We start from the raw sequence: 23,529 nt of genomic DNA, 5'->3' as shown, positions 1-23,529 counted from the left end.
CAATGCATAACGTCGCGCCCAGACAAGCGGTGAAAGGTGCGTCACATGGCAGAGGTGTCCTACGTCAAGGCGTCGCGGATCTTCTCCGGCAACCCGCCGGTGCGGGCGGTCGACGAGCTCTCCCTCGAGGTGAGCGACGGCGAGTTCCTGGTGCTGGTCGGCCCGTCCGGTTCCGGCAAGTCGACGGCGCTGCGCATGCTCGCGGGTCTGGAGGACGTCGACGAGGGCGCCATCCACATCGGTGGCAAGGACGTCACGAACGTGCCGCCGAAGGGCCGGGACATCGCGATGGTGTTCCAGTCGTACGCGCTCTACCCGCACATGACGGTCGCGGAGAACATGGGCTTCGCGCTCAAGTTGCGCGGTGTGGCGAAGACCGAGATCAAGGCGAAGGTCGAAGAGGCCGCCAAGATGCTCGACCTCACCAAGTACCTGGAGCGCAAGCCGAAGGCGCTCTCCGGTGGTCAGCGTCAGCGTGTCGCCATGGGCCGCGCGATCGTGCGTGAGCCCTCCGTGTTCCTCATGGACGAGCCGCTGTCCAACCTGGATGCCAAGCTGCGCGTCGAGACCCGCGCGAACATCGCCGCCCTCCAGCAGCGCCTCGGCACCACCACGATCTACGTGACGCACGACCAGGTCGAGGCCATGACGATGGGCCACCGCGTGGCGGTGCTCAAGGACGGCCTGCTGCAGCAGTGCGACACGCCTCGCGCGCTGTACGACCGCCCGGCCAACGCGTTCGTCGCCGGCTTCATCGGCTCGCCGGCCATGAACCTCAAGACCGTGCCGATCACGTCGGAGGGCGCGAAACTCGACGGCATCATCGTGCCGCTGACCCGTTCCGCGCTCGACGCCGCCGGTGGTCTGGACGAGGTCACCTTCGGCATCCGGCCCGAGGCGCTCGGCATCGTGCCGTCGAGCGAGGAGGGCATGGACATGACGGTCGAGCTGGTCGAGGAGCTCGGCGCAGACGCGCTCGTGCACGGTGCGGTGAAGATCGGCGACGCGTCGCAGCGCTTCGTCGTCCGCGTCGACGGTCGCACGCCGCCGACCCTGGGCCAGCACGTCAAGGTGGCCGTCCGCGACACCACCGAGATCCACCTGTTCCACCCCGAGTCGGGCGAGCGCCTGGAGGCGTGAGTCACTTCGAAAAGCCCCCGGCGTGACCGTCGGGGGCTTTTTCGTGTCGTAAACTGAACTCGACAACGGTTTCCATTACCTGATCGAGGGACGGCGTGATGACTCTCCGCAACGCTTTGGTCGGCACTCTCGCCGTCGTGAGCCTGGCCGCCTGTGGCACGACCACACTGTCCGCCGACAACGGCAAGATCCAGGTCGTGGCCTCGACGAACGTCTGGGGCAGCGTCGTCAAGGCCGTCGGCGGCGACGCGGTCGAGGTCAAGGCGCTGCTGGACGACCCGTCGGCCGACCCGCACTCCTACGAGAGCAAGCCCGCGGACGCCGCGCTGGTCAAGGACGCCAAGCTCGTCGTGTTCAACGGCGGCGGCTACGACGACTTCTTCGCGAAGCTGATCACCAGCGACGCCACCAAGAAGATCGAGGCGTTCCCGCTGCGCGAGCACGACCACGCCGGGGAGACCAGTGCGGCGCCCGATGCCGACGGTCACGACCACAGCGTGAACGAGCACGTCTGGTACGACCTGCACACCGTGCGCGCGGTGGCCGAGGCGGCCGCGAACGAGCTGGGTGCCCTCGCGCCGGACAAGAAGACCACGTTCGAGAGCAACACCGCCGACTTCTCCGCCAAGCTCGAGGAGCTGGAGAAGAAGGTCGAGGGCATCGGCACGGGCAAGAAGGTCGCCGCGACCGAGCCCATCGCGCACTACCTGCTCGACGAGACCGGCGCCGAGGACGTGACGCCCGAGGCGTTCAGCGAGGCGATCGAGGAGGAGTCGGACGTGCCGGCCGCCGCGCTCGCGGAGATGAACCAGTTGGTCGACGGCAAGCAGATCACCGTGCTGCTGGAGAACACCCAGACCGAGAACCAGGTCACGAAGCAGGTCGTCGAGAAGGCCAAGACGGCGGGCGTCCAGGTCGTCGCGGTCACCGAGACGTTGCCCGAGGGTGTGACCAGCTACCTTGACTGGATGAGCAAGCAGGTGGACGCGCTGTCGCTGGCGCTCAAGGCATGACCGCGATCTCGCTGCGCGGGGCCCGGCTGTCCTACGGGAACAGGGTGCTGTGGGACGGCCTCGACCTCGACGTCGAGTCCGGTGAGTTCCTCGCGGTGCTCGGCCCGAACGGCTCCGGCAAGACCAGTCTGATGCGCGTGCTGCTCGGCTTGCAGCCGTTGTCCTCCGGCACGGTCTCGGTCGCCGGCGGCAACAAGGCCATCGGCTACATCCCGCAGCAGCGAGCGCTCGACCAGTCCATGACGTTGCGCGGCCGCGACCTCGTCGGTCTGGGGCTGGACGGCCACCGGTGGGGGCTCGGCCTGCGCAACCGCCGTGAGCGCCGCATCCGCGTCGACGCCGCGATCTCGTCCGTCGGCGCCGAGCGGTACGCGGACTCGCCGATCGGCCTGCTGTCCGGTGGCGAGCAGCAACGGTTGCGGGTCGCGCAGGCGCTGGTCGGCGACCCGACCGTGATGCTGTGCGACGAGCCGTTGCTGTCGCTGGACCTCGCGAACCAGCGGGTGGTCTCCGAGCTGATCGACAAGCGGCGCCGTGAGTCAGACACCGCGGTCCTCTTCGTGACGCACGAGCTGAACCCGGTGCTGCCCCTGGTCGACCGGGTGCTGTACCTGGTGGGCGGGCGGTTCCGGATCGGGACGCCGGAAGAGGTCATGAACTCCCGGACGCTGTCCGAGCTGTACCGCACGCCGGTCGAGGTGGTCCGCGTCCGCGACCAGATCCTGGTCGTCGGCGCCGGAGCCTGCGAGGAGCAGACGCACCACCTGACGGCGGAGGCCGCGTCGTGACGATCTTCGACCTGCTCGAGCTCGAGTTCGTGCAGACCGCATTGATCGCGGCCGCCGTGCTGGGCCTCGTCGCCGGCGTGCTCGGCCCGTTCATCGTCACCCGCAAGATGGCGTTCGCCGTGCACGGCACGAGCGAGCTCGCGTTCACCGGTGGCGCGGCGGCGTTGCTGCTCGGCATCGGGATCGGGTACGGCGCGCTGGCCGGGTCGATCATCGCCGCGGTGCTGCTCGGGGTGCTGTCGCGGCGGGAGAACGACCGCGACTCGGTGATCGGGGCGATCCTGGCGTTCGGGCTCGGCATGGGGATTCTCATGCTGGCGCTCTACAAGGGCAGGGCCGCCAACAAGTTCGGGCTGCTGACCGGGCAGATCGTGGGCGTCGACTCCACCGACCTGGACCTGCTGGTGATCTCGTCGATCGCCGTGCTGGCCGTGCTGGCGTTGATCTACCGGCCGTTGTTCTTCGCTTCGGTGGACCCTGACGTGGCCGTGTCGCGCGGGGTTCCGGTGCGCACGCTGTCGATCGTGTTCGCGGTGCTGATCGGGGTGGCCACCGCGCTGTCGGTGCAGGTCGTCGGGGCTCTGCTGGTGCTGGCGCTGATGATCACGCCGGCGGCGGCCGCCATGCGGGTCACGGCTTCTCCGTTGCGCGCGACCGTGTTGTCCGTGGTCTTCGCGGAGGTGGCGGCGGTCGGGGGCATCCTGTTGTCGCTGCAGCCGGGACTGCCGGTCTCCGCGCTGGTCACCGCGGTCAGTTTCGTGATCTACCTGGTGTGCCGGGGGATCGGCGCGGTGCGAGCCCGGGCCGCCTGAGGGCTGTCAGGCAGTGCGGGACGTGATCGGCTTCGTCACGTCGTCCTGGCGCGGGGCCGGCATCAGGCGCGGCGGGATGTCGAGGCCGGCGACGCGAACCTGGTTGCGGCCGTTCTCCTTGGCCTTGTAGAGCGCCGCGTCCGCCGAGTGTTGTGCGGTGGCGATGTCGGGGCCGTTGTCGGGGATCACCGCCACGCCGATGGAGGCGGAGATCGCCTGCAGCGCCGCGCCTTCCGGTTCCGGGGGCTGGATCTCGCGGCCGTAGAGGGTGACCACGTTGCGGTGCTTGTCGGTGGTCGGGACGGCCAGCGAGCCGATGGCCTCGCGGATGCGTTCGGCGATGGTCACGCCCTGGGCCACCGGGGTGTCCTTCAGGGCCACCACGAACTCCTCGCCGCCGTCGCGGCCCGCCACGTCGCCGGGGCGGAGCTTCTCGCGGAGGATCCGGCCCACCTCGGCCAGGACGGCGTTGCCCGCCGGGTGGCCCCAGGTGTCGTTGATGCGCTTGAAGTGGTCGAGGTCGATGACGAGGACGGTCATCGGTTCGCCGTCCATGCGGCAGCGTTCGGCCAGGCGGCCCGCGTACTCGGCCAGGCCGTTGGTGTTGAGCAGGCCCGTCCGGTAGTCGGTGTGGGCGTCCGCGGCCAGCCGTTGGTGCAGCTGTTCCTGTTCGCGCAGCAGGCGTTCCAGGTGGGTGCGGCGTTCGCCGGCGCGCGAGAGCAGGGCGTTGACGAGGATCACCGGCACGACCAGCAGCAGTGGGCCGACCCAGTGGGACGTCATGAGCATGCCGAGCATGGCCCCGGCGCCGAGCGTGCTCATCTCGAGCATGTTGTCGACTTTGGAGCCGAGGAAGTCGAGGACCTTTGAATTCGGGGTCACGATCTTGAACGCGGCGGCGACCGTCATGACCTGGACGAACCAGTAGACGACCGCCGCGATGGCCAGGATGAGGACCAGGCTGAGGTCCGTCGGGACGTTGCCGGTCGCCGCGAGTGACACGCCTGACAGGTGCACCAGCGCCCACGACAGGAGCGTCGAGGCGAGCATGGAGGCGGTGCCGAAGACGAACCGGTACGGCTGGCGGCGGGCGATGGGCTGGATCAGGATGCGCATCCAGATCGTGGCGATCACAGCCAGGCCGCCGGGTAGTGCCACGGCGGCGGCGAAGGTCCAGACCGAGGTCAGGTCGATGTGAGGGCCGGAAGCCTCGTTGCGGCGGGCTTCCTCGGCTCTGCGGACGATGGTCAGGTGGACCGTGATCGCGGCGATGAGCGCGCCGAAGCGGAGCCAGTCCGTGGGGGACACGGCGGTGAGCTTCGTCAGCAGCCAAATGGACGCGACGGCGACGGCCGCTTCGAGCACGAAGAAGTACGCGATCGCACTAGGCGCAACCGTCCAAAGGTCCCAGTTGCGAATCGGAGTCAAGCCGAGTGCCCGCGATCGCCTGCGATCAGTCAAACTGTTCTTCACCACGACCCCCTACGCTCATGGCACATCATGAGCAAAGCCGCCGCTGACCAGGTCGTAGACCACCGCGCTGCTGCTCGTTGCAACGAGGAGGTGTCCTTCCATGCGCAACAACCGTGACTTCTGAACTCCACCTCTCTTGATCGGACCTCAATCTCGCACCTGAACATCCTGGTGCCTCTAAGACGGATATCGCTAATGGTGACCGTTCTGTTTCAGATTGCCACCGCCTTCGAGTCGTCGCGACCCCGAGCACGTCGCAGCGCGAAGGTGGCGTGCGCGGCCAGCAGCAGCCCGATACCGCCCGCTCCCGCGATCGTGGCCGTCAACGATCCGACCGAATGAGCGACGACACCGGCCAGCGCCATTCCGCCGCCCTGGCTCGAGCGCAACGCCGCGCGCCCAATGCCATAAGCCCTTCCACGGTACTGGTCGGGTAGCAGCCGCATCCACGCCGAACGAGCGGGTGTGTGATAAGCCCCGCCTATACCGGCAATCACCAGCAAAACGATCGTCCAGGTCAGGTTCGGATGGAACGCGAACATGATCAACGGTGCCAGCGACAGGATCGCCAGCGGCCCGATCAGCCGTTCCCGCTTCGCCGGATCCCTCACCAGGCGGAAGAGCAGCGCCACACCCAGCACGTTCGCGGCGGGTTCGATGGCGAGGATCAGGCCCACCGCCCAGACGGCGTTCAGGCTCGCCGCCAGCGGCACCGCGAGGCCCTCCGGCACCATCGCGAGGCCCGCGAGCAGCCGGACGCCCAGCAGCGTCCTCAATCGCGGCTCGGACACCATCAGGGTCAGCACACCGCGTGGTTCGTCGTCGTCCTTCTTCTTGCGTCCCAGCGGGTCCGCTGCGGGCCGGTGCTTCACCGACGTCTGCACCAGGATCGCCAGCGCGGCGAACGTGACCGCGTTGACCGCCAGGGCCAGGCCGGGACTGGTGTGGGCGACGAGGAAGCCCGCGGCCGCTAGGCCCGCCATCTGGGCTATGTCGACGGACGTGCCGAACAGCGCCACGCCGTCGTCGTAGCGCTTCGCCGGTAGCACGTGAGGAAGGCTCGCCTCCTGCGCGGCGAGGTACGGCGAGGAGATCGCCAGCACCACCACGAGCAGCACGATCATCGCCCAGAGCGGCATGCCCGGAATGGCCATCGCGGCCATGAGCACGGCCTGCAACCAGGCGGTCGTCACCATTACCGTGCGGCGCGGGAACCGGTCGGCGACCCAGCCGAGCAACGGACCCGAAATCAGCGGCGGGAAGAGCGTCAGCGACCACGTGAGGGCGGTCCAGGCAGCGGATTGTGTTCGTTCGAATACGAGCAGTGACAATGCAACCGCGGCGAGTTGGTCGCCGGCCGTTGACACGGTCGAACCGATCCACATGGCGCGGAACTCACGCAAACCCAGGAGCTCGCGGAGGGCGCCGCGCGCCGTCATGCGCGACCTCGGCGTGCCGCGTCCCGCGCGCGGCGAATCAGCACGTCCTGATTCGCTCTACGCCGAGTCACGTCGCCCCCGCCGGTGGTAATCAATTTCTATCGACAATCACGGTAGAAGCTGCCTGACCGTTCAACGTCTGTCCTACCACAGTGTGTACCTAAACGGAGCAGACCAGTTACCTAAAGTAGTTACAATAGCGAAACGTAGAGCTGATCTTCTTCACAGTTGACCTCGGGTTCGCCTGATTGGACCCCAAATGGTCACGTTGTGTGTCAGCCGGTGCCAAACGGGGTGTCCCGCGCTCGGCCGACCGGTGCAACCAGCTCCGACTCCTGCCCGGCAGGACCCGACAATAGGCAACGAGACGACCGTACCCGTGGCCGGGAGTGGCGCGTAATAGGGCGTGCCGTTTGTCATGCGAACGGGCTGCGCGAGATCTGGCAAGTGTGGAAAGCCGACTTTCCCGCCCGCGAACCTAAACCGGTTTCGCGGGCAGGAAAACGATCACTAACGTCGGCGAATGAACGCGCTTGGCGTCGCGAACCAGCCGATTGCGTCAGGAAGTTCAGCCCTTGGCGTCGATCCGGCGGCGGCGGGCGACCTCGGCCAGCACGACGCCGGCCGCGACGGACGCGTTGAGCGACTCGACGCCCGTGGCCATCGGGATCGACACGGTCTGGTCGCACGTCTCCTTGACCAGACGGCCGAGACCGCGGCCCTCCGAGCCCACCACGACGACGAGCGGGCCCGTCGCGAGGTCCAGACCGTCGACGTCCACGTCGCCATCCGCGTCCAGGCCGACGATCATCAGCCCGGCCTCGGCCCAGTCACGCAGCGTGCGGGTGAGGTTCGTGGCCATCGCGATCGGCAGCTTGGCCGCCGTGCCCGCACTGGTGCGCCAGGCCACCGCCGTCATCGACGCACTGCGCCGTTGCGGCACCACGACGCCATGCGCGCCGAACGCCGCGGCCGACCGCACGACGGCACCCAGGTTGCGGGGGTCCGTCACGCCGTCCAGCGCGACCAGCAGCGGCGGCGTACCGGCGCGCTGGGCGAGTTCGAGAATCTCGTCCGGGGTGGCGTACTCGAACGGCGGCACCTGCAGGCCGAGGCCCTGGTGCATCGCGCCGCCGGTGATCCGGTCGAGCTCACCGCGGGCCACCTCCAGCACGGAGATGCCCCGGTCGGCGGCCAGGCTCACGGCCTCGGCCACGCGGTCGTCCGAGTCGATGCCCAGCGCCACGTACAGCGCCGTCGCCGGCGTGCCCGCGCGCAGGCACTCGACGACGGGGTTCCGGCCCGCCACGGTCTCCGCGGCGGCCTTCTCCTTCGTCTGCCGGCGCTGGGTCCTGACCGCGTCGGTCTTCGCCGCGACCTTGGCCCGCTTGTACGCGGGGTGGTTCGGGCGCTCCGACGCCTTCGGGGTCGGGCCCTTGCCCTGCAGGCCCTTGGACTTCTGCCCGCCGGAGCCGACGACCGCGCCCTTCTTGGAGCCCGGATTGCGCATCGCGCCCTTGCGCTTGGAGTTGCCAGCCACGGAAGTCAGTCGTCCTTCAAAGTCCACTGCGGACCGCCGGGGGTGTCCTCGACGGCGATGCCCGCGTCGTGCAGCTGGTCGCGCAGTGCGTCAGAGCGCGCGAAATCCCTGCTCTTGCGGGCCTCCTGGCGTTCGGCGAGCAGCCGATCCACCAGTGTGGTCAACGCCTGCCGCATGCCGAGATCGGCAGACGACGCGTCGTTCCACTTCGGCGACAACGGGTCGACGCCGAGGATGTCAGCCATCCGGCGCACGCACTCGGCGGCCGCACGGGCCGCGTCGTGGTCGCCGTCGGCGAGTGCCGTGTTGCCCTGGCGCACCTTGTTGTGCAGTGCGGCCACGGCCTGCGGCGTGTTCAGGTCGTTGTCCATCGCCACGACGAAGTCCGGGCACATGTCGCCGCGGAGCTCGATCGGGCCGACGCGCTCGACGGTGCGGCGCAGGAACGACTCGATCCGGCCGTAGGCCGACACCGCCTCCTGCAACGCGTCCTCGGAGTACTCGATGTGCGACCGGTAGTGCGGCGCCACCAGGTAGTACCGCAGCTCCTGCGCGCGGACCTTGTCCAGCATCGCGGGGATGGAGACGGTGTTGCCGAGCGACTTGGCCATCTTCTCGCCCGACAGCGTCACCCAGTAGTTGTGCATCCAGTAGTTCGCGAAGCCGTCACCGGCCGCGCGCGACTGGGCCTGCTCGTTCTCGTGGTGCGGGAAGATCAGGTCGAGCCCGCCGCCGTGGATGTCGAACGTGCCGCCGAGGTACGTCGTCGCCATCGCCGAGCACTCGAGGTGCCAGCCGGGCCTGCCGTCGCCCCACGGCGTCGGCCAGGACGGCTCACCGGGCTTCGCGGCCTTCCACAGCGTGAAGTCGCGCGGGTCGCGCTTGCCGCGCACGGCCGTCTCGCCCTGCTCGACCGCGTCGAGCTTCTGCCCGGACAACGCGCCGTACTCGGCGAACGAGCGCACGTCGAAGTAGACGTCGCCGTCGACGTCGTACGCATGGCCCTTGTCGATCAGCCGCTGCATCAGCTCGACCATCTGCGTCACGTGACCGGTGGCACGCGGCGCGTACGACGGCGGCAGGCAGCCCAGCGCGTCGTACGCGTCCTCGAACGCGCGCTCGTGCTGGTACGCCCACTCCCACCACGGCTTGTCGTGCTCGGCGGCCTTGGTGAGGATCTTGTCGTCGATGTCGGTGACGTTGCGGACCAGCGTGACCTCGGCACCGTCACGGGCGAGCCAGCGCCGGAGGACGTCGAAGTTCAGGCCGCTGCGGACGTGCCCGATGTGCGGTACGCCCTGCACCGTCGCCCCACACACGTAGATCGACGCCGTTCCGTTGACCTGCGGGTGGAACTCCCGCATGGATCGGCTCGCCGTGTCGTAGATGTGGAGGCTCACACGGGAATGGTACGGGCCACATCCAAAAGAGCATTGGGGCGGTCACTCGTCGGAACCGGGTTGACGAGCCGGAAGGAGCAACCGATCGCCTCCGCTCCGCCGTCCGCCTCCTCGCTGTCGCCGACCATGACGGCGTCGCGGGGATCGACGCCCAGCCGTTCGCACGCGGTGGTGAAGATCTTCGGGTCCGGCTTGATCACGCCTTCCTCGTAGGAGAGCACGAACTCGTCCACGAGGTGGGTGACGCCGTGCCGCTCGAATACCGGGCGGATGTCCCAGCCGATGTTGCTGACGACCGCGACGGGGATGTCCCTGAGGTGTTCCAGCGCGGCCTTGGTGTCGGGGTAGGCCTCCCAGGACTCGGGCTGGATGAGTTGGTCGTAGAGCGCCTCGGCGTCCGGCACGAGGGAGTCGTTGAGCACCCTCAGGTGGACCCAGCGGTGCAGGTCGGGGTCGAGGTCGCGGCGGTACCACGCGTCGACGAGGTCGGGGTCCATGCCGTCGGCGATGCCGACGGGGGCGGTGAGCGCACGCATCAGGTCCGCGTTGGACGCCAGCTCGGGGTGTTCGAGCCGGAAGAGCGTGCCGGAGAAGTCGAAGAGCGCGGCGCGGATCGTCACGCCCCCGACTCTACGTTCTCCGCGGCTAGGTGGTCTGGACCTTTTTGAGTTCCGCCTCAACGTGGGACGCGTCATAGGAGAGGACCAGCTGCAGGTCGCCGGCACCACGCCCGGCGGCGGTCGCGAACTGCTCGACGAACTCCTCGATCTGCTTCAGCGGCTGGTCGGCGAGCTGCGCGGTGATCCGGTAGAGGTTCGTGAAGCGGTCCGGCGTCACGGTGCCGCGCAGCTCGGCGGCCCAGTCGAGCAGGCTCTCGTACGACTCGACGAAGCGGTTCGCGAGGTGCCGGATCTTCTCGCGGTCACCGGGCCGTCCCGCAGGGCCGAACGCCCACTGCTGCCTGCCGGGGGAGAGCAGGTCCGCGATGCCGTTGACGATGCGGTCGAACGCGCGGGTGCGCGCCATGTAGGTGTCGAGCGCGTCGGTGTCCGTCGAGATCGTGCGACCCGGCGAGGCGTAGCCCATCTCGTGGCTGATCCGCTTGTCGTTGAGGTTGCGCATGTGCAGCGCCACGTTGTCCGAGAACAGCTGGTACTCCCAGCCGGAGGGCGGCGGGGAGGCCGGGACGCCGACCTTCGCCGCGATCATCTCGGCCAGCTCGCGCGGCGTGAGGCGGCGCAGGTCCAGGTAGCCGGTGCCGGACCGCAGCGCGGGCAGCTCGGTGTCGTCGAACCTGGCGGGCAGCACGTACTCGGTGTCGGAGACCAGCGCGCGGTCGAACGCGGACTGGCGCTCGTGCCGGGTCCACATCTTCCTGGCGTAGTGCTCCGACACGAACATCACGCAGAAGCGCGAGTCGTGGCGGTAGATCTGGTCGAGGTGCTCGACCAGGTTCTTGCCCCAGAGATCGGCTTGCTCGTCGGTGTCGTAGAAGCGGGAGACGCCCAGTTCGGAGAGGTGGCGGGCCACCTCGTCGACGTAGGGGCGGTCTTCACCGGCGAAGGAGAGGCACACGTCGTACTTGGGCACCGTGTGGATGGTAGTGGCGGGAACCACACCGCCGGCGCGGGAGTTGTCCAGTAATGAGCCTGGGGTTCCTTTTCGCGATGTCGTTACCCGCGTTGGTGGTGGTGTTGTTCGCACTCGCCGTGGTCGAGCGGTTCGTGCGGAGGAAGAAGCGGGGCACGCCGCTGGCCGCGGCCGGCATCGGGGAGCTCGGCGCGACGTTCGAGGCGGGCAAGCGCGACGAGCTGGAGTACCGCAAGGAGGAACGGCAGCTGCGCGACGAGGAGGGCGACGGCGCACCGCCGCGGAGCCTGGTCGACCTCGACGGCGGCACCGCCGTCCTGCAGGTGCCGAGCCAGCGGACTTCCCGCTAGTCCACCGGGATCAGCAGGGCCGTCGCGATCGCCGCGATGCCCTCGCTCCGCCCGGTGAGACCGAGGCCGTCGGTGGTGGTGCCGGCGACCGAGACGGGGCCGCCGACGGCTTCGGAAAGCGTTTTCTGGGCCTCGTCGCGGCGCTTGCCGATGCGCGGCTCGTTGCCGATGACCTGCACTGTGGCGTTGCCCACACGGTAACCGGCCTCCTCGACGAGGCGGCGCACCTCCGTGAGCAGGACGACCCCGTGCGCGCCCGACCAGCGCGGGTCCGACGTGCCGAAGACGGCGCCCAGGTCGCCGAGACCCGCGGCGGAGAGCAACGCGTCGCACAACGCGTGCGAGGCCACGTCGCCGTCCGAGTGGCCGGCGCACCCGTCGACGCCTTCCCACAGCAGGCCGGCGATCCAGCACTCCCGGCCTGCCTCGATCGGGTGGACGTCGACGCCCTGGCCGATCCTCACTCCTGGCCTCCGCTGAAAAGTGCTTCCGCGACCGCGAGGTCGAACGGGGTGGTGATCTTCATGGCGTGCGCGTGCCCGGGAACCGTGTGGACCGCGACACCGTTCTTCTCAACGAGACCAGCGTCATCAGTCGCGGCGATACCGGAGCTGTAGGCGGCTCTGAGAGTCTCGGCGCGGAAACCCTGCGGGGTCTGCACGACCCGCAGTGCCGCTCGATCAGGTGTGGAGACGACCACTCCGACCTCGTCCACCTGCTTGATCGTGTCGGCGACCGGGAGCACGGGGATGACGGCGTCGTGCCCGCCGCGCACCGCGGCCACGACACCGGCGATGACCTCGGGAGGGGTGAAGGCACGAGCGGCGTCGTGGACCAGCACGATCGAGGTGTCCGGAATCACGCGGAGGGCGTGTTCGAGGGCGAGGCGCACCGAGTCGGAGCGCTGAGCGCCCCCGGGAAGCACGTGCACCGCCCCGCCGGCCGGGGCCAGCGAGGCGGTAGCGGTGTGCACGAGATCCACATCGGACGGTGGAGCGGCGATGACGACGTGCTGGACGTGGCCCGACTCGAACAGGCCGCGCACGGCACGGGTCAACAGCGGTACGCCGTTGACCGGCACGAGCGCCTTGGGCATCCCGTAGCCCAGACGCTCACCTCGCCCTGCCGCGGGCACGAGCGCGACGACACTCATGTTCGCGACTTAGGTCCGATGCTCTTGTTGTGATTGTGAGAACTACGAGGCAGTGGCGAGAACTTCGTCGAGGAGAACCTCGGCCTTGTCCTCGTCGGTGCCCTCGGCCAGCGCCAGCTCGCTGACCAGTATCTGCCGCGCCTTCGCCAGCATCCGCTTCTCGCCGGCGGACAGCCCGCGATCCTTTTCACGCCGCCAGAGGTCGCGCACCACTTCCGCAACCTTGTTCACATCGCCGGAGGCGAGCTTCTCAAGGTTGGCCTTGTACCGCCGAGACCAGTTGGTCGGCTCCTCGGTGTGGGGAGCACGCAAGACCTCGAAAACCTTGTCGAGCCCTTCCTGGCCGACAACGTCACGCACGCCTACGATTTCGGCGTTGTCAGCGGGAACCCGAACGGTGAGGTCGCCCTGCGCTACCTTGAGAACGAGGTACTTCTTCTCCTCGCCCTTGATCACGCGGGTCTCGATTGCTTCGATGAGAGCGGCACCGTGGTGCGGGTAGACGACGGTCTCTCCGACCTTGAAAACCATGTGTCCTCTGCCCCTTTCGATGCCTCCATCCTAACACGTCCGGCAACCCTCCGATTGCTGCTCGATGATCCGTTAGTGCTGGTCAGGGCCATGCGGGGGGTTGACAAACCACCTGTTCGCGTGCAAGGTACGACTCACCGAAGATCGACTGGCAGCCCGTCGCGTCCTCTTTTCGGCCCCCAGTTAGGCTCCTTGCCTGGTGGTTGTTCCCTAGGAAGGACGCTGGAGCCGTGAACTCAGGAGTGTCTCGCCGGATGATCGTGACGGCAGCGCTGGCCGCGGGCCTCGGCCTGGTGGCGGTCGGCTGCAGCGCCGGTCAGGTCACCCAGACCGACACCCAGGTCGCCGCCGTCGACGGTGCGAGCGGCAACGCTGGCCCGATCGCGGTGCGCAACGCCATGCTCGCTTTCCCGGCGGACGGGAACCGGTACCACGAGGGCGAGGACGCCCCGCTGACGTTCGTCATCGCGAACACCGGCTCCACCCCGGACAAGCTGCTCTCCATCAAGTCGGAGGCGGCCGAGGCCGAGGCGGAGATCGTCGGCTCGAAGGAGATCCCGGCGGGCTACGCCCTGCGGGCCGAGTACGACGCCTCCAAGGCGCCGACGAAGACCTCCGCGCCCTCGTCGTCCGCGCACGCCCCGTCGTCGTCGCACGCGCCTTCTTCGTCGGTGTCCGCGACCTCGGGCGCCCCGTCGTCCTCGTCGGTAGCGCCGACCTCGGGCTCGGTGACGCCGTCGTCCGGCGCGCCGTCCTCGGTCGCCTCGTCGTCCGCTCGCCCGCCGTCGAGCTCCTCCGCGGCGCCGACCGCGGTGGACCCCGACCTCGAGGTGCTGCAGATCCGCTGCACGCTCAAGAAGCTGAACCGCGACGTGGTGGCGGCCCAGACCGTCAAGATCACGTTCCTGTTCGAGAAGGCCGGCTCGCTGACGCTCGAGGTGCCGGTGGCGCCGTCCGAGCACGAGCGCGTCAGCGAGGGCCACGACTCCGGCGGACACTGATTTTTTGGCCGCTGGCGCGGCGGCGAGTTCGCCTTTGAGTCGGTCGTCCGGCCGCCGCTTCGGCCCGAATCGCCTGCGGCGGTTGACCCGAAGAGGCGACCGGACGACCGACGCGAACTCGCAAGAGATGCGCGAAACGCCGCTCCCCCGCGTTCGTTGGGGGAGCGGCGTTTTCGTTGGTTCAGGACCCCGGTGGTTCAGGAGGCCTGGAGCATCGGGCGGAACTTGTCGCGGTACGCCCACGCCAGGCCGATCTCGGCGGCGACCACGAGCAACGCCATGACCATGCCGGCGGGCTCCAGGAAGACGTGGAACAGGAAGATGTTCACCACGACCGGGGCGAGCAGCGCGAGCGCCAGCGGCACGAACCGGCCGACGATCAGCAGGACGCCGGCGAGCAGCTGGACGCCGGACGTCAGCTGCAGCATGTACCCGGTCGCGTAGAGCGCCGCGCTGAACGCCACACCCTCCGGAGCCATCGTGCTGGGATCCGGGGCCGGCATGAACATGATGAAGCCGTTGAGGCCGGTCGTGGCGAACAGCAGGCCGGTCAGCACGCGGGTGACGACGGTGGCGTAGCGGCCGAGGGCGAACTTGCGGGTCTGGGTCGCGGTAGCGGTGGTCACTGTGTCCTCCAGGCTGTCGTGTCCTTCCACTGATGCGTCGAACGGGCCTCCCGCCGGATCGACAAACCGCCTCAAAGAATCTTGAAAAGTTTCGAGACGCAGGGCTGACCAGCGAAAGCGAGTTCGCGTCGGTCGTCCGGTCGCCTCTTCGTGTCAACCGCCGAAGGCGATTCGGCGCGAAGCGGGGCCCGGATGACCGACTCCCCGGCGAACTCGCCGCGCGAGCGCCAGCGAGCGCCATCAAACACTGCGAGTTCGCGTCGGTCGTCCGGGTCCCTCTTCGTGTCAACCGCCGAAGGCGATTCGGCGCGAAGCGGGGCCCGGATGACCGACTCAAGGGCGAACTCGCCGCGCGAGCGCCAGCGAGCGCCAACAAACACTGTCAGACCCTTGCTCTAACGTTCGACCCGTGGCGAAGACAGCGCGGCCGATCTTCCGTTGTGCCGAGTGCGGGCACGAGGTGGCGAAGTGGTTCGGCCGCTGCCCCGAGTGCCAGGCGTGGGGCAGCATCGAGGAACGGGGCACCGCGTCGGTGACGCGGGTCGTGGCGGGCGCGCCGACGTCGGCGGCCCGGCCGATCGGTGAGGTCGACATCGAGTCGGCGCGGGCGCTCTCGACTGGTGTCAGCGAGTTCGACCGGGTGCTCGGCGGTGGGCTGGTGCCGGGTGCGGTCGTGTTGCTGGCCGGTGAGCCCGGTGTGGGCAAGTCGACGTTGCTGCTGGAGACGGCGCACCGCTGGGCCGAGAGCCACGGCCGTTGTCTCTACGTCACGGGTGAGGAGTCCGCGGGGCAGGTGCGGCTGCGCGCGGAACGCACCGGCAACCTGCATGGCGAGATGTACCTGGCGGCCGAGAGCGAGCTCAGCGCGATGCTCGGTCAGGTCGACCAGGTGAAGCCGTCCATGTTGATCGTCGACTCCATCCAGACCATGTCGACGGTGAGCGCCCAGGGCGGCCCTGGCGGCGTCACGCAGGTGCGGGCCGTCGCATCAGGACTGATCGCGATGGCCAAGGAGCGCGGTCTGCCGGTCGTGCTGGTCGGTCACGTCACGAAGGACGGATCCGTTGCGGGGCCTCGGGTTCTGGAGCACCTCGTCGACGTGGTGCTGCAGTTCGAGGGCGATCGCCACTCCAGTCTGCGGCTGCTGCGCGGCATCAAGAACCGCTACGGCGCGGCCGACGAGGTGGGCTGTTTCGAGCTGCGCGACGACGGCATCGCGTGCGTGCCGGACCCGTCCGGGCTGTTCCTGACGCGGCGGGAGAAGGCCGTCGAGGGCACCTGCGTCACGGTGATCGTCGAGGGCAAGCGGCCGATGCTCGGCGAGGTGCAGGCGTTGGTGGCCAAGACGAACCTGCCCGCGCCCCGGCGTGCCGTCAGCGGGCTCGACTCGGCGCGGATCGCGATGGCGCTGGCCGTGCTGGAGAAGCGCGGCAAGGTCAACCTGTTCCAGAAGGACGTCTTCACCGCGACCGTCGGCGGCATGCGGCTGGTCGAGCCGGCCGCGGACCTCGCCGTGGTGCTGGCGGTGGCGTCGGCGGAACGGGAGATCGCGCTGCCCGCCGACCTGGTGGTGCTGGGCGAGGTCGGCCTCGCGGGCGAGATCCGGCGCGTCAACGGCGTCGGCAAGCGGCTCCAGGAAGCCGCACGGCTCGGCTTCAAGAAGGCGCTCGTGCCGCCGGACCACGGCCCGCTGCCCGACGGCGTGCGCGCGCTGGTGGCGAACGACCTGGTGTCGGCGCTGGAGGTGCTGGGCCTGAACCGCAAGCGCAGCAGCGGCAAGTCCGAGTCCGGCGGCAAGAACGAGGATGACTGACCTCCTGCGGCGCGCCGTCGAGTTGGTGCCCGACGACATCCGCGGCGACTCGGGGGCCTCGGCGGCGGACGTGCGGGCGTACCTCGACCGCGACGAGTGGGAGTTCGCGCTCGACCTGCTCGGCGACTTCGGCGGCATCGACTGGCAGCCTTGGGAGTACTGGGCACTGCTGGTGAGGGCGGCGGAGCAGTTGCGCCTGCCTGCCGAGTGGTTCCGCTGGCGCGAGTACGAGGCGTACCAGCGCGTGCTGCTGCGCGTGGACCTGCACCTCAAGCCCGGGAACCCGGTTCCGGACACCGGCGTGCTCTGGGACGTGGGAACCGGCGCAGCCCAGTCCGCCAGGCTCTGGGTCGAGTCGAAGCCGCACGCGGTCGGCCGGTTGCTGCCCGCGTGGCCAGAAGCCTGGCGCCACCTCGGGGCTGGCGACGTGATCACCCTCCACGAGGGACAGTCGGTGTCCGGCACGGCGACTGTGATCGAATACGCGGGTGTTGGGGAAGCACGACAGCGAGATCGGTGAGTTGTTGCGGTTCGCCACGTCCTTGGTGCCCCGTGAGGTGCAGAGCGCGGACCTGCTCGACTACCTCGAACTCGAGGAGTGGGAGCTGGTGCTCCAGCTGCTGGGGGAGTTCGACGGCCACACCTGGCAGACGCCGCGCTACTGGGCCCTGCTGGCCGAGGCGGCGATCCAGATGGAGCAGGACGAGGCCTGGTTCCAGTGGCGGTGCGTGGAGTCGATCCAAGGCCTGTGGCGGGTCGAGCTGACGCTGAGCGTCGACGCGGAACCGTTGCAGGCCAGGGGAGAACGGCCGATGTGGGACGTCACGGGCAGGGACCAGCGTGTCGCTGCGCTGTGGATCGAGTCCAAGCCGGTGCTGGGGCCCGGTGAACGCGCGACGGCTCGCCTGAGGCCGTTCGTGCCGCCGGCGTGGGCGCATCTGATCCGCGGCGACATGATCACGTTGCACGGCCGTTCGCCCGGCACGGCGACGATCATCGAAAAAGTACCGCCGCGGCCCTGAACAGGACCGCGGCGGCAGCAGAACTACGAGATCACTGCGAGAGCAGCTGGGCGCAGCGGATCAGGCCCAGGTGCGAGTACGCCTGCGGGTGGTTGCCCAGCGAACGCTCGGCGACCGGGTCGTACTCCTCGGGCAGCAGGCCGGTGGGGCCCGCGGCCGCGACGATCTGGCCGAAGAGCTCCTCGGCCTCGGTGCGGCGACCCGTCAGGAGGTAGGCCTCGATCATCCACGCCGCGCACAGGTGGAAGCCGCCCTCGTCGCCCGGCAGGCCGTCGTCGCGGTGGTAGCGGTACACGGTCGAGCCGGACCGCAGCTCGGCCTCGATGGCCGTCACCGTCGACTGGAACCGCTCGTCGGCCGGGTCGATCAACCCCGACAGGCCCACGAACAGCGAGGCGGCGTCCAGATCGTCGCCGTCGTAGGCCGTGGTGAACGACTGGACCTCGTCGTTCCAGCCGTTCTTCAGCACGTCCGTGGCGATTGTGTCGCGCAACGGCACCCACGACGGGTCCAGCGAGCGGCCGAACTGCTCGCCGAGCTTGATCGCGCGGTCGATCGTCAGCCAGCACATGACCTTCGAGTACACGTGGTGGCGCGGCGCGTGCCGCTCCTCCCAGATGCCGTGGTCCGGCTCGTGCCAGCGCCGCGCGACGGCCTCGGCCATCGCCTGGACCATCGCCCAGTCGGCGTCCGACAGCGCACCGCGGGCGGAGGCCAGCGCCACGACCAGGTCCACGACCGGGCCGAACACGTCGAGCTGCACCTGCTGGTTCGCGAGGTTGCCGACGCGCACGGGACGCGAGCCCGCGTAGCCGGGCAGCGTGTCGATCACGGCCTCGGCGCCGAGCTGGGTGCCGTGCAGCGTGTACAGCGGGTGCAGGCGCTCCGGGCCGGGAATGGTCTTCAGGACGCCGTGCAGCCACGCCAGGAAGCCGTCGGCCTCCGCGTACGAGCCCACGGACACCAGCGCGGAGGCGGTCATCGCGCCGTCGCGCAGCCAGCAGTAGCGGTAGTCCCAGTTGCGGACGCCGCCGAGCTCTTCCGGCAGCGACGTGGTGGCCGCGGCCATGATCGAGCCGGAGTCCTTGTGCACCAGGCCGCGCAGCGTCAGCGCCGAGCGCAGCACCAGGTCCGGCTGCACCCTCGGCAGCCGCAGCCCCGCCGCCCAGTCCGACCAGTAGCCGGCCGCGCGGTCACGGCGGACCGACTCGGGGGAAGCGTGCTCGGTGATGTCGTCGGTGCCGCAACGCAGCTCCAGCAACACATGCGCGCCCTCGCGCGGGCGAACCACGGCGCGTGCGGTCTCCTGCACGCCGTCGGAGGTGATCTCCCAGTCGACGCCCGGCGAACGCAGCACCATCGGGTCCGAGGTGCCGACGACGCGCAGGCCGTCGCGCTCGCGCAGCAGCCGCACCGGCACCTGGCCGAACTCCGGCCGCGGCGCGAACGTGATCACCGCGTTGGTCGAGCCGGAGATCCGGCGCACCAGGTCCGTGCGGTGCGACGCGAGGTCGTGCTCCAGGTAGTCCGTCACCAGGAGCCGCGACCAGCGGGTCTCCACGATCATCGTGCCCGGCAGGTAGCGCTGGCCCAGTGGCAGCGACCCGTGCTCCGGCTTGATCGAGAAGTGGCCCGCGGCGGGACCGCCGAGCAGGTCGGCGAAGATCGCCGCGGAGTCCGGTTCGGGGTGGCACAACCAGTTGACCTTGGCATCGGGCGTCACCAGGGCCACGGACCGTTCGTTCGCGAGCATGGTCAGGCGCTCGATCGGCACGGCCTGGTCGCCGTGCAGCCACGCCCGGCGCTCCTCCAGGAGGAACGCGAGCACGGTCGCCACGTCGGCGGGGTCGTTCACGTAGTGCTGGGCGAGCGACTCGCCGGCACCGACCCGGATGCCCAGGTCGGGGCCGTGCAGGCGCGCGAACGCCTTCTCGTCCGTCACGTCGTCGCCGAGGAAGATCGCCGCGGTGGCGCCGACCTGGTGGCGCAGGATGTCGAGCGCCTGGCCCTTGTTGGTCTCGACGACCGCGAGCTCGATGACGGCCTTGCCCTCGGTGACCTGCACACCTTCCCAGGTGCACGGGCCGGAGCGGACGGCGGCGAGCACCGTCTCGCCGATCTCCGCGGTCGCGGCGCGGCGCACGTGCACCGCGACGGAGGCGGGCTTGACCTCGAGGTGGACGCCCTCGTGGCCGTCGACGATCTCTTCGAGGTCGGCTTCGATGCGCCGCAGCAACGCCTTGGCGTTCGCGTCCAGCGCGTGGACGAAGCCGACGTCGAACTCGGAGCCGTGCGAGCCCACCAGGTGGACCTCGCCGGGCAGGCGGGAAAGGGTGGCCAGATCGCGCAGCGCACGGCCGGAGATCACGGCTGAGGTGGTCTCGTGCAGGCTCGCGAGCGAACGCAGCGCGTTCACCGACTCCGGAAGCGGGCGAGCCGCCTCCGGGTCGCTCACGATCGGCGCGAGTGTTCCGTCGTAGTCGCTGGCGACCAGCAGTCGCGGGGTGCGGGCGAGCTGACAGATGGCTCGGCGCAGTTCGGCGGGGAGGGCCTCGGCGGTCAACGCCCCTCCTGGAGCACTCGATGGGTCAGGATGACACTGCTGGGAAGATCTGAAAGGATTCAGACCGAGGTCTGCGTGCCCAGCGCCTCCAGGAACGACCTTGCCCAACGGTCAACGTCGTGGGTGAGGACCTGACGGCGCAGCGCGCGCATCCTACGGCGGCCTTCTGCGGGATCGATGTCGAGGGCGGCCTGCAGTGCGTTCTTGACACCGTCCAGATCATGGGGGTTCACCAGGAACGCACTGGTCAGCTCTGCGGCAGCGCCGGCGAACTCGCTGAGCACCAGAGCTCCACCAAGATCATATCGGCAGGCCACGTACTCCTTGCACACGAGGTTCATCCCGTCCCGGACGGGCGTGACGACCATGACGTCCGCCGCGCTCATGAACGCGACGAGCTCCTCGCGGTTCACCGACTGGTGCAGGTAGTGCACGACGGGCTTGCCGACCCGGCCGAACTCGCCGTTGATCCGCCCGACGGACTGCTCGATGTCCTGGCGCATCGTCTTGTAGTGGTCGACCCGCTCACGGCTAGGTGTCGCGAGCTGGATCATCGCGACGTCCTCGGGGTCCACGCGTCCGTCCGCGATCAGCTCGTAGAGAGCCCGGATCCGGACGTCGATGCCCTTCGTGTAGTCGAGACGGTCCACACCCAGCAGGATGCGCTTCGGGTTGCCGAGGTCCTCTCGAATCTGCCTCGCGCGGGCCTGCGTGTCCTTGCGCCGCGCCACCGCGTCGAGCCCGGCGCTGTCGATCGAGATCGGGAACGCGCCGACGCGCACGGTGCGGTCGCCGACCTGCACGACACCAGGCCGGGTCCGGACACCGACGGTGCCGCGGCTCGGCTCCAGGCCGACGAGGCGGCGGGCCAGCCAGAGGAAGTTCTGCGCGCCGCCGGGCCGGTGGAAGCCCACCAGGTCGGCGCCCAGCAGACCGCGGATGATCTCCGTGCGCCACGGGAGCTGCATGAACAGCTCGACCGGCGGGAACGGGATGTGCAGGAAGAAGCCGATCTTGAGGTCGGGCCGCTGCTCGCGCAGCATCGCCGGGACGAGCTGCAGCTGGTAGTCCTGCACCCACACCGTCGCGCCCTGCGCGGCGACCTTCGCGGTCGCGTCGGCGAACCGCTGGTTGACCTTCACGTAGGCGTTCCACCAGTGCCGATGGAACGCGGGCTGCGCCACGACGTCGTGGTAAAGCGGCCAAAGCGTGCCGTTGGAGAAGCCCTCGTAGTAGTCCTCGACCTCTTTGGCCGACAGCTCGACCGGGTGCAGCAGCAGTCCGTCGTCCTCGAACGGCGGCACCTCGGTGTCCGCGACGCCGGGCCAGCCGACCCAGGCGCCGCTGTGTGAGCGGAGGAACGGCTCGAGCGCGCTCACCAGCCCTCCTGGGCTGTGCTTCCACCGTTCGGTTCCGTCGGGCAAGCGCTCCAGGTCAACCGGCAGCCGGTTGGCCACGACTACGAATTCCGCCCCGTTCTCGCCAATGTCGATGCTCACATTTCCGAGGCTAGTGCGGACGCGTGCCGTCGGCGTGTCGTGTAACCCCTGTCACAGCGAGTTTCACTCCAAACGACGCTTGGTGGGTTTGAGCGGCCCGGACATGCGCGGACCAGCGAACTTCCGTTCCAGACGGCTCAGTCCGGTGCGCACCGGCTGGGCCAGGTACTCGCCGAACACGACACCTCCGGCCAGAGCGAGAGCAATGCCACTCGCGAACACCAGCGTGCTCAAACCGGCCGGATCACCCTCGGCCGTGAGCTGGAACAGGCCCCGGTACGTGGTCCAGCCGGGCAGCAGCGGGACGACGCCGGCCTGGACGACGACGAGCGTCGGGATGCGCAACCGGCGGGTCAGCGTCGCGCCGCCGAAGCCGGTGATCGCGGCGGCCACGGCGGACCCGAGCAGCGGGTCGAGGCCGAACGTCGTCACCAGGCCGTAGGTGGCCGTGCCGATCGCGCCGGCGACGGCGGCGGCGACGAGCGCGCGGGGCTGGGCGTAACAGGCGAGCGCGAAGAACGCACTCGTCGCCGCGCCGGCCGCGAACTGCATGGGCACCGCGGAGATCAGTGCGGGCAACGGGTCGCTGAGCCTGATGTCCAGTCCGAAGTGGACGGCCGCGCGGATCGCCAGCGCGACGCCCGCGATCAGGCCGGCGCTGAGCAGCACGGTCTCGACCGTGCGGCCCGCGGCGGTGACGTTGTAGCCGGAGATCGCGTCCTGCACGGTGCTGACCAGCGCGAGCCCGGACAGCAGCACGACGATCCCGACGGCGACGAGCAGGCTCGGCCGCACCGGCAGCCACCCGGTCGCGTAGACGGCGAGCGCGGCACCCGTGCCGAGCGCACCGCCTACCAGTTGCTGGAAGAAGAACGGCAGCGCACGGCGGTTGAGCAGCCGGCCGACCCGGTCGACCACGGCGGTGATGACCGCCGCGGTGAGGGCGAGCACCCACCCGCCACCGACGAGGAACGCGACAGCGGCGGCCATCCCGCCCCAGGCGGCGGTGGCGGCCCAGCGCGGGTACGGGTGCTGGGCGTTGGTGATGTCCTCGAGTTCGGCGTGCGCGTCCTCGATCGGCCCGAGATTGCGGACGAGATGCTCCACCGCGGCCAGCCGTGTGTAGTCGAGACCTCGTTGCCGGACGACCCGTACCGCGGTGACCGGTGGCGCCTCGGTGCCCCGATGACACGACACGCTGATAGAGGTGTAAATCACGTCGACTTCCGTATGTGGAAGCCCATAGCTCTCGGTGACCGAGAGAATCGTGGCTGTCACGTCGGCCGCGCCGGCCCCACTGGCCATTTGGACCTCACCGATCCGCAAGGCGAGATCGAGTACCAGGTGAACAGTGGTGTCGTCCGGCAACGAGGGGCCGTGCAGGTTGTTCGGGGAAATCTCGCGCACCTCCGTCGTGTGATCGTGCGGAGTCGTTCTACTGTTGCTGTGTCCTCTGCCACCCCCGATCGGGGGACCCAAAAAGGAGGACATGATCACTGTCCGTTGGTTACCCTCCTGACCTGGTCAAGGCGGTCACTCCGACGCACTGACCCACTCAGTTGGCTGGTCCGACTCCGGTCGGAGCAATCCGATCACACTGAGAGCAGTCCGTTCGCCGCAGGTAGTACCCGCAAGGGGCGCTTACGATGTTCGCGAACACGAGCCAGGCCGGCGTAGCTCAATTGGCAGAGCACTCGCCTTGTAAGCGAAAGGTTAGGGGTTCGATTCCCCTCGCCGGCTCACGGAGAACGAGGGTTCGCCCAGGTGGGCGGACCC

The 23,529-nt window shown here is 69.2% G+C and carries 22 protein-coding genes and 1 tRNA gene; 10 read left to right on the top strand and 13 right to left on the bottom strand.

The window, feature by feature from the left end:
* The first annotated feature begins 45 nt into the window (after positions 1-45).
* From ACRSBM_RS38240 to ACRSBM_RS38225, 4 genes are all read left to right on the top strand, one after another.
* Positions 46-1,140: an ABC transporter ATP-binding protein gene (locus tag ACRSBM_RS38240; RefSeq protein WP_434451599.1), complete on the top strand. Its 1,095-nt coding sequence runs from the start codon at positions 46-48 to the stop codon at positions 1,138-1,140.
* A 98-nt stretch (positions 1,141-1,238) separates the two neighbouring features.
* Complete coding sequence (locus ACRSBM_RS38235; protein ID WP_434451597.1) at positions 1,239-2,153, top strand: metal ABC transporter solute-binding protein, Zn/Mn family; 915 nt, start codon at positions 1,239-1,241, stop codon at positions 2,151-2,153.
* The gene (locus ACRSBM_RS38230) at positions 2,150-2,941 is read left to right on the top strand and encodes a metal ABC transporter ATP-binding protein (RefSeq protein ID WP_434451595.1); all 792 of its coding nucleotides are present in this window, start codon (positions 2,150-2,152) and stop codon (positions 2,939-2,941) included. Before ACRSBM_RS38235 ends, ACRSBM_RS38230 begins: the two co-directional genes overlap by 4 nt.
* On the top strand, positions 2,938-3,753 hold the full coding sequence (locus tag ACRSBM_RS38225) for a metal ABC transporter permease (RefSeq protein ID WP_434451593.1): 816 nt from the start codon (positions 2,938-2,940) through the stop codon (positions 3,751-3,753). Before ACRSBM_RS38230 ends, ACRSBM_RS38225 begins: the two co-directional genes overlap by 4 nt.
* Positions 3,754-3,759: 6 nt before the next feature.
* Here ACRSBM_RS38225 and ACRSBM_RS38220 read toward each other — a convergent pair whose 3' ends face one another.
* From ACRSBM_RS38220 to ACRSBM_RS38195, 6 genes are all read right to left on the bottom strand, one after another.
* A complete protein-coding gene (locus tag ACRSBM_RS38220; RefSeq protein ID WP_434451591.1) occupies positions 3,760-5,118 on the bottom strand; it encodes a GGDEF domain-containing protein in 1,359 nt (452 codons plus the stop codon).
* 320 nt (positions 5,119-5,438) lie between these two features.
* Positions 5,439-6,665 (bottom strand): MFS transporter, encoded by a 1,227-nt coding sequence (locus tag ACRSBM_RS38215; RefSeq protein ID WP_434451589.1) that lies wholly within the window; start codon positions 6,663-6,665, stop codon positions 5,439-5,441.
* A gap of 568 nt (positions 6,666-7,233) precedes the next feature.
* Positions 7,234-8,205 carry a 23S rRNA (guanosine(2251)-2'-O)-methyltransferase RlmB gene (gene rlmB, locus ACRSBM_RS38210; RefSeq protein ID WP_434451587.1) on the bottom strand — a complete coding sequence of 324 codons (972 nt, stop codon included), beginning with the start codon at positions 8,203-8,205 and terminating at the stop codon, positions 7,234-7,236.
* 5 nt (positions 8,206-8,210) lie between these two features.
* On the bottom strand, positions 8,211-9,605 hold the full coding sequence (gene cysS / locus ACRSBM_RS38205) for a cysteine--tRNA ligase (protein ID WP_434451585.1): 1,395 nt from the start codon (positions 9,603-9,605) through the stop codon (positions 8,211-8,213).
* Positions 9,602-10,225, bottom strand: a complete 624-nt coding sequence (locus tag ACRSBM_RS38200; protein ID WP_434451583.1) for an HAD family hydrolase — start codon at positions 10,223-10,225, stop codon at positions 9,602-9,604. Before ACRSBM_RS38200 ends, cysS begins: the two co-directional genes overlap by 4 nt.
* Before the next feature lie 25 nt (positions 10,226-10,250).
* Positions 10,251-11,195 (bottom strand): toll/interleukin-1 receptor domain-containing protein, encoded by a 945-nt coding sequence (locus ACRSBM_RS38195; RefSeq protein ID WP_434451581.1) that lies wholly within the window; start codon positions 11,193-11,195, stop codon positions 10,251-10,253.
* Between the two features lie 53 nt (positions 11,196-11,248).
* On the opposite strand from ACRSBM_RS38195, the gene ACRSBM_RS38190 reads away from it, so the two are divergent.
* The gene (locus ACRSBM_RS38190) at positions 11,249-11,545 is read left to right on the top strand and encodes a DUF6191 domain-containing protein (protein ID WP_434451579.1); all 297 of its coding nucleotides are present in this window, start codon (positions 11,249-11,251) and stop codon (positions 11,543-11,545) included.
* Here the strand turns inward: ACRSBM_RS38190 and ispF are convergent.
* The 3 genes from ispF to ACRSBM_RS38175 are packed head-to-tail and all read right to left on the bottom strand — an operon-like array spanning position 11,542 to position 13,229.
* On the bottom strand, positions 11,542-12,009 hold the full coding sequence (gene ispF / locus ACRSBM_RS38185; protein ID WP_434451577.1) for a 2-C-methyl-D-erythritol 2,4-cyclodiphosphate synthase: 468 nt from the start codon (positions 12,007-12,009) through the stop codon (positions 11,542-11,544). The genes ACRSBM_RS38190 and ispF overlap by 4 nt on opposite strands.
* Positions 12,006-12,698, bottom strand: a complete 693-nt coding sequence (gene ispD, locus ACRSBM_RS38180; protein ID WP_434451575.1) for a 2-C-methyl-D-erythritol 4-phosphate cytidylyltransferase — start codon at positions 12,696-12,698, stop codon at positions 12,006-12,008. The genes ispF and ispD overlap by 4 nt, the downstream gene beginning before the upstream one ends.
* Before the next feature lie 42 nt (positions 12,699-12,740).
* Complete coding sequence (locus tag ACRSBM_RS38175) at positions 12,741-13,229, bottom strand: CarD family transcriptional regulator (RefSeq protein WP_012782996.1); 489 nt, start codon at positions 13,227-13,229, stop codon at positions 12,741-12,743.
* Between the two features lie 254 nt (positions 13,230-13,483).
* Here ACRSBM_RS38175 and ACRSBM_RS38170 point away from each other — a divergent pair, with 254 nt between their 5' ends.
* Positions 13,484-14,230: a hypothetical protein gene (locus ACRSBM_RS38170; RefSeq protein WP_434451572.1), complete on the top strand. Its 747-nt coding sequence runs from the start codon at positions 13,484-13,486 to the stop codon at positions 14,228-14,230.
* 197 nt (positions 14,231-14,427) lie between these two features.
* On the opposite strand, the gene ACRSBM_RS38165 is transcribed toward ACRSBM_RS38170, so the two are convergent.
* Positions 14,428-14,856, bottom strand: coding sequence for a hypothetical protein (locus tag ACRSBM_RS38165; protein WP_434451570.1), 429 nt, complete (start codon positions 14,854-14,856; stop codon positions 14,428-14,430).
* Positions 14,857-15,265: 409 nt separating this feature from the next.
* On the opposite strand from ACRSBM_RS38165, the gene radA reads away from it, so the two are divergent.
* Genes radA through ACRSBM_RS38150 form a run of 3 tightly spaced genes read left to right on the top strand, consistent with a single transcriptional unit; the run spans position 15,266 to position 17,691 of the window.
* Entirely contained in the window at positions 15,266-16,669 is a 1,404-nt protein-coding gene (gene radA / locus ACRSBM_RS38160; RefSeq protein WP_434451568.1) for a DNA repair protein RadA, read from the top strand.
* On the top strand, positions 16,662-17,189 hold the full coding sequence (locus ACRSBM_RS38155; RefSeq protein WP_434451566.1) for a hypothetical protein: 528 nt from the start codon (positions 16,662-16,664) through the stop codon (positions 17,187-17,189). Before radA ends, ACRSBM_RS38155 begins: the two co-directional genes overlap by 8 nt.
* Positions 17,158-17,691, top strand: coding sequence for a hypothetical protein (locus ACRSBM_RS38150; RefSeq protein ID WP_434451564.1), 534 nt, complete (start codon positions 17,158-17,160; stop codon positions 17,689-17,691). Before ACRSBM_RS38155 ends, ACRSBM_RS38150 begins: the two co-directional genes overlap by 32 nt.
* Before the next feature lie 31 nt (positions 17,692-17,722).
* Here ACRSBM_RS38150 and otsB read toward each other — a convergent pair whose 3' ends face one another.
* The 3 genes from otsB to ACRSBM_RS38135 form a co-directional block, all read right to left on the bottom strand.
* Positions 17,723-20,254: a trehalose-phosphatase gene (otsB, locus tag ACRSBM_RS38145; RefSeq protein ID WP_434451562.1), complete on the bottom strand. Its 2,532-nt coding sequence runs from the start codon at positions 20,252-20,254 to the stop codon at positions 17,723-17,725.
* Positions 20,255-20,313: 59 nt separating this feature from the next.
* A complete protein-coding gene (locus ACRSBM_RS38140; RefSeq protein WP_434453387.1) occupies positions 20,314-21,747 on the bottom strand; it encodes an alpha,alpha-trehalose-phosphate synthase (UDP-forming) in 1,434 nt (477 codons plus the stop codon).
* 69 nt (positions 21,748-21,816) lie between these two features.
* Positions 21,817-23,160 carry a threonine/serine ThrE exporter family protein gene (locus ACRSBM_RS38135; protein ID WP_434451560.1) on the bottom strand — a complete coding sequence of 448 codons (1,344 nt, stop codon included), beginning with the start codon at positions 23,158-23,160 and terminating at the stop codon, positions 21,817-21,819.
* 260 nt (positions 23,161-23,420) lie between these two features.
* On the opposite strand from ACRSBM_RS38135, the gene ACRSBM_RS38130 reads away from it, so the two are divergent.
* A tRNA-Thr gene (locus ACRSBM_RS38130) sits at positions 23,421-23,493 on the top strand.
* Positions 23,494-23,529: the final 36 nt, after the last annotated feature.

Source organism: Lentzea xerophila, assembly GCF_051094245.1.
Taxonomy (GTDB): domain Bacteria; phylum Actinomycetota; class Actinomycetes; order Mycobacteriales; family Pseudonocardiaceae; genus Lentzea; species Lentzea xerophila.
Note: the sequence above shows the minus strand (reverse complement) of the source record. Positions and strands in the feature narration are given on the sequence as shown.

What these genes read in the sequence shown, in the direction of transcription:
- ACRSBM_RS38190 (WP_434451579.1), top strand. Translation starts at nt 11,249, where the DNA reads ATGAGCCTGGGGTTCCTTTTCGCGATGTCGTTACCCGCGTTGGTGGTG.
- ACRSBM_RS38170 (WP_434451572.1), top strand. Translation starts at nt 13,484, where the DNA reads ATGATCGTGACGGCAGCGCTGGCCGCGGGCCTCGGCCTGGTGGCGGTC.
- ACRSBM_RS38175 (WP_012782996.1), bottom strand. Translation starts at nt 13,229, where the DNA reads ATGGTTTTCAAGGTCGGAGAGACCGTCGTCTACCCGCACCACGGTGCC.
- ACRSBM_RS38155 (WP_434451566.1), top strand. Translation starts at nt 16,662, where the DNA reads ATGACTGACCTCCTGCGGCGCGCCGTCGAGTTGGTGCCCGACGACATC.
- ACRSBM_RS38240 (WP_434451599.1), top strand. Translation starts at nt 46, where the DNA reads ATGGCAGAGGTGTCCTACGTCAAGGCGTCGCGGATCTTCTCCGGCAAC.
- ispD (WP_434451575.1), bottom strand. Translation starts at nt 12,698, where the DNA reads ATGAGTGTCGTCGCGCTCGTGCCCGCGGCAGGGCGAGGTGAGCGTCTG.
- ACRSBM_RS38230 (WP_434451595.1), top strand. Translation starts at nt 2,150, where the DNA reads ATGACCGCGATCTCGCTGCGCGGGGCCCGGCTGTCCTACGGGAACAGG.
- ACRSBM_RS38215 (WP_434451589.1), bottom strand. Translation starts at nt 6,665, where the DNA reads ATGACGGCGCGCGGCGCCCTCCGCGAGCTCCTGGGTTTGCGTGAGTTC.
- ACRSBM_RS38235 (WP_434451597.1), top strand. Translation starts at nt 1,239, where the DNA reads ATGACTCTCCGCAACGCTTTGGTCGGCACTCTCGCCGTCGTGAGCCTG.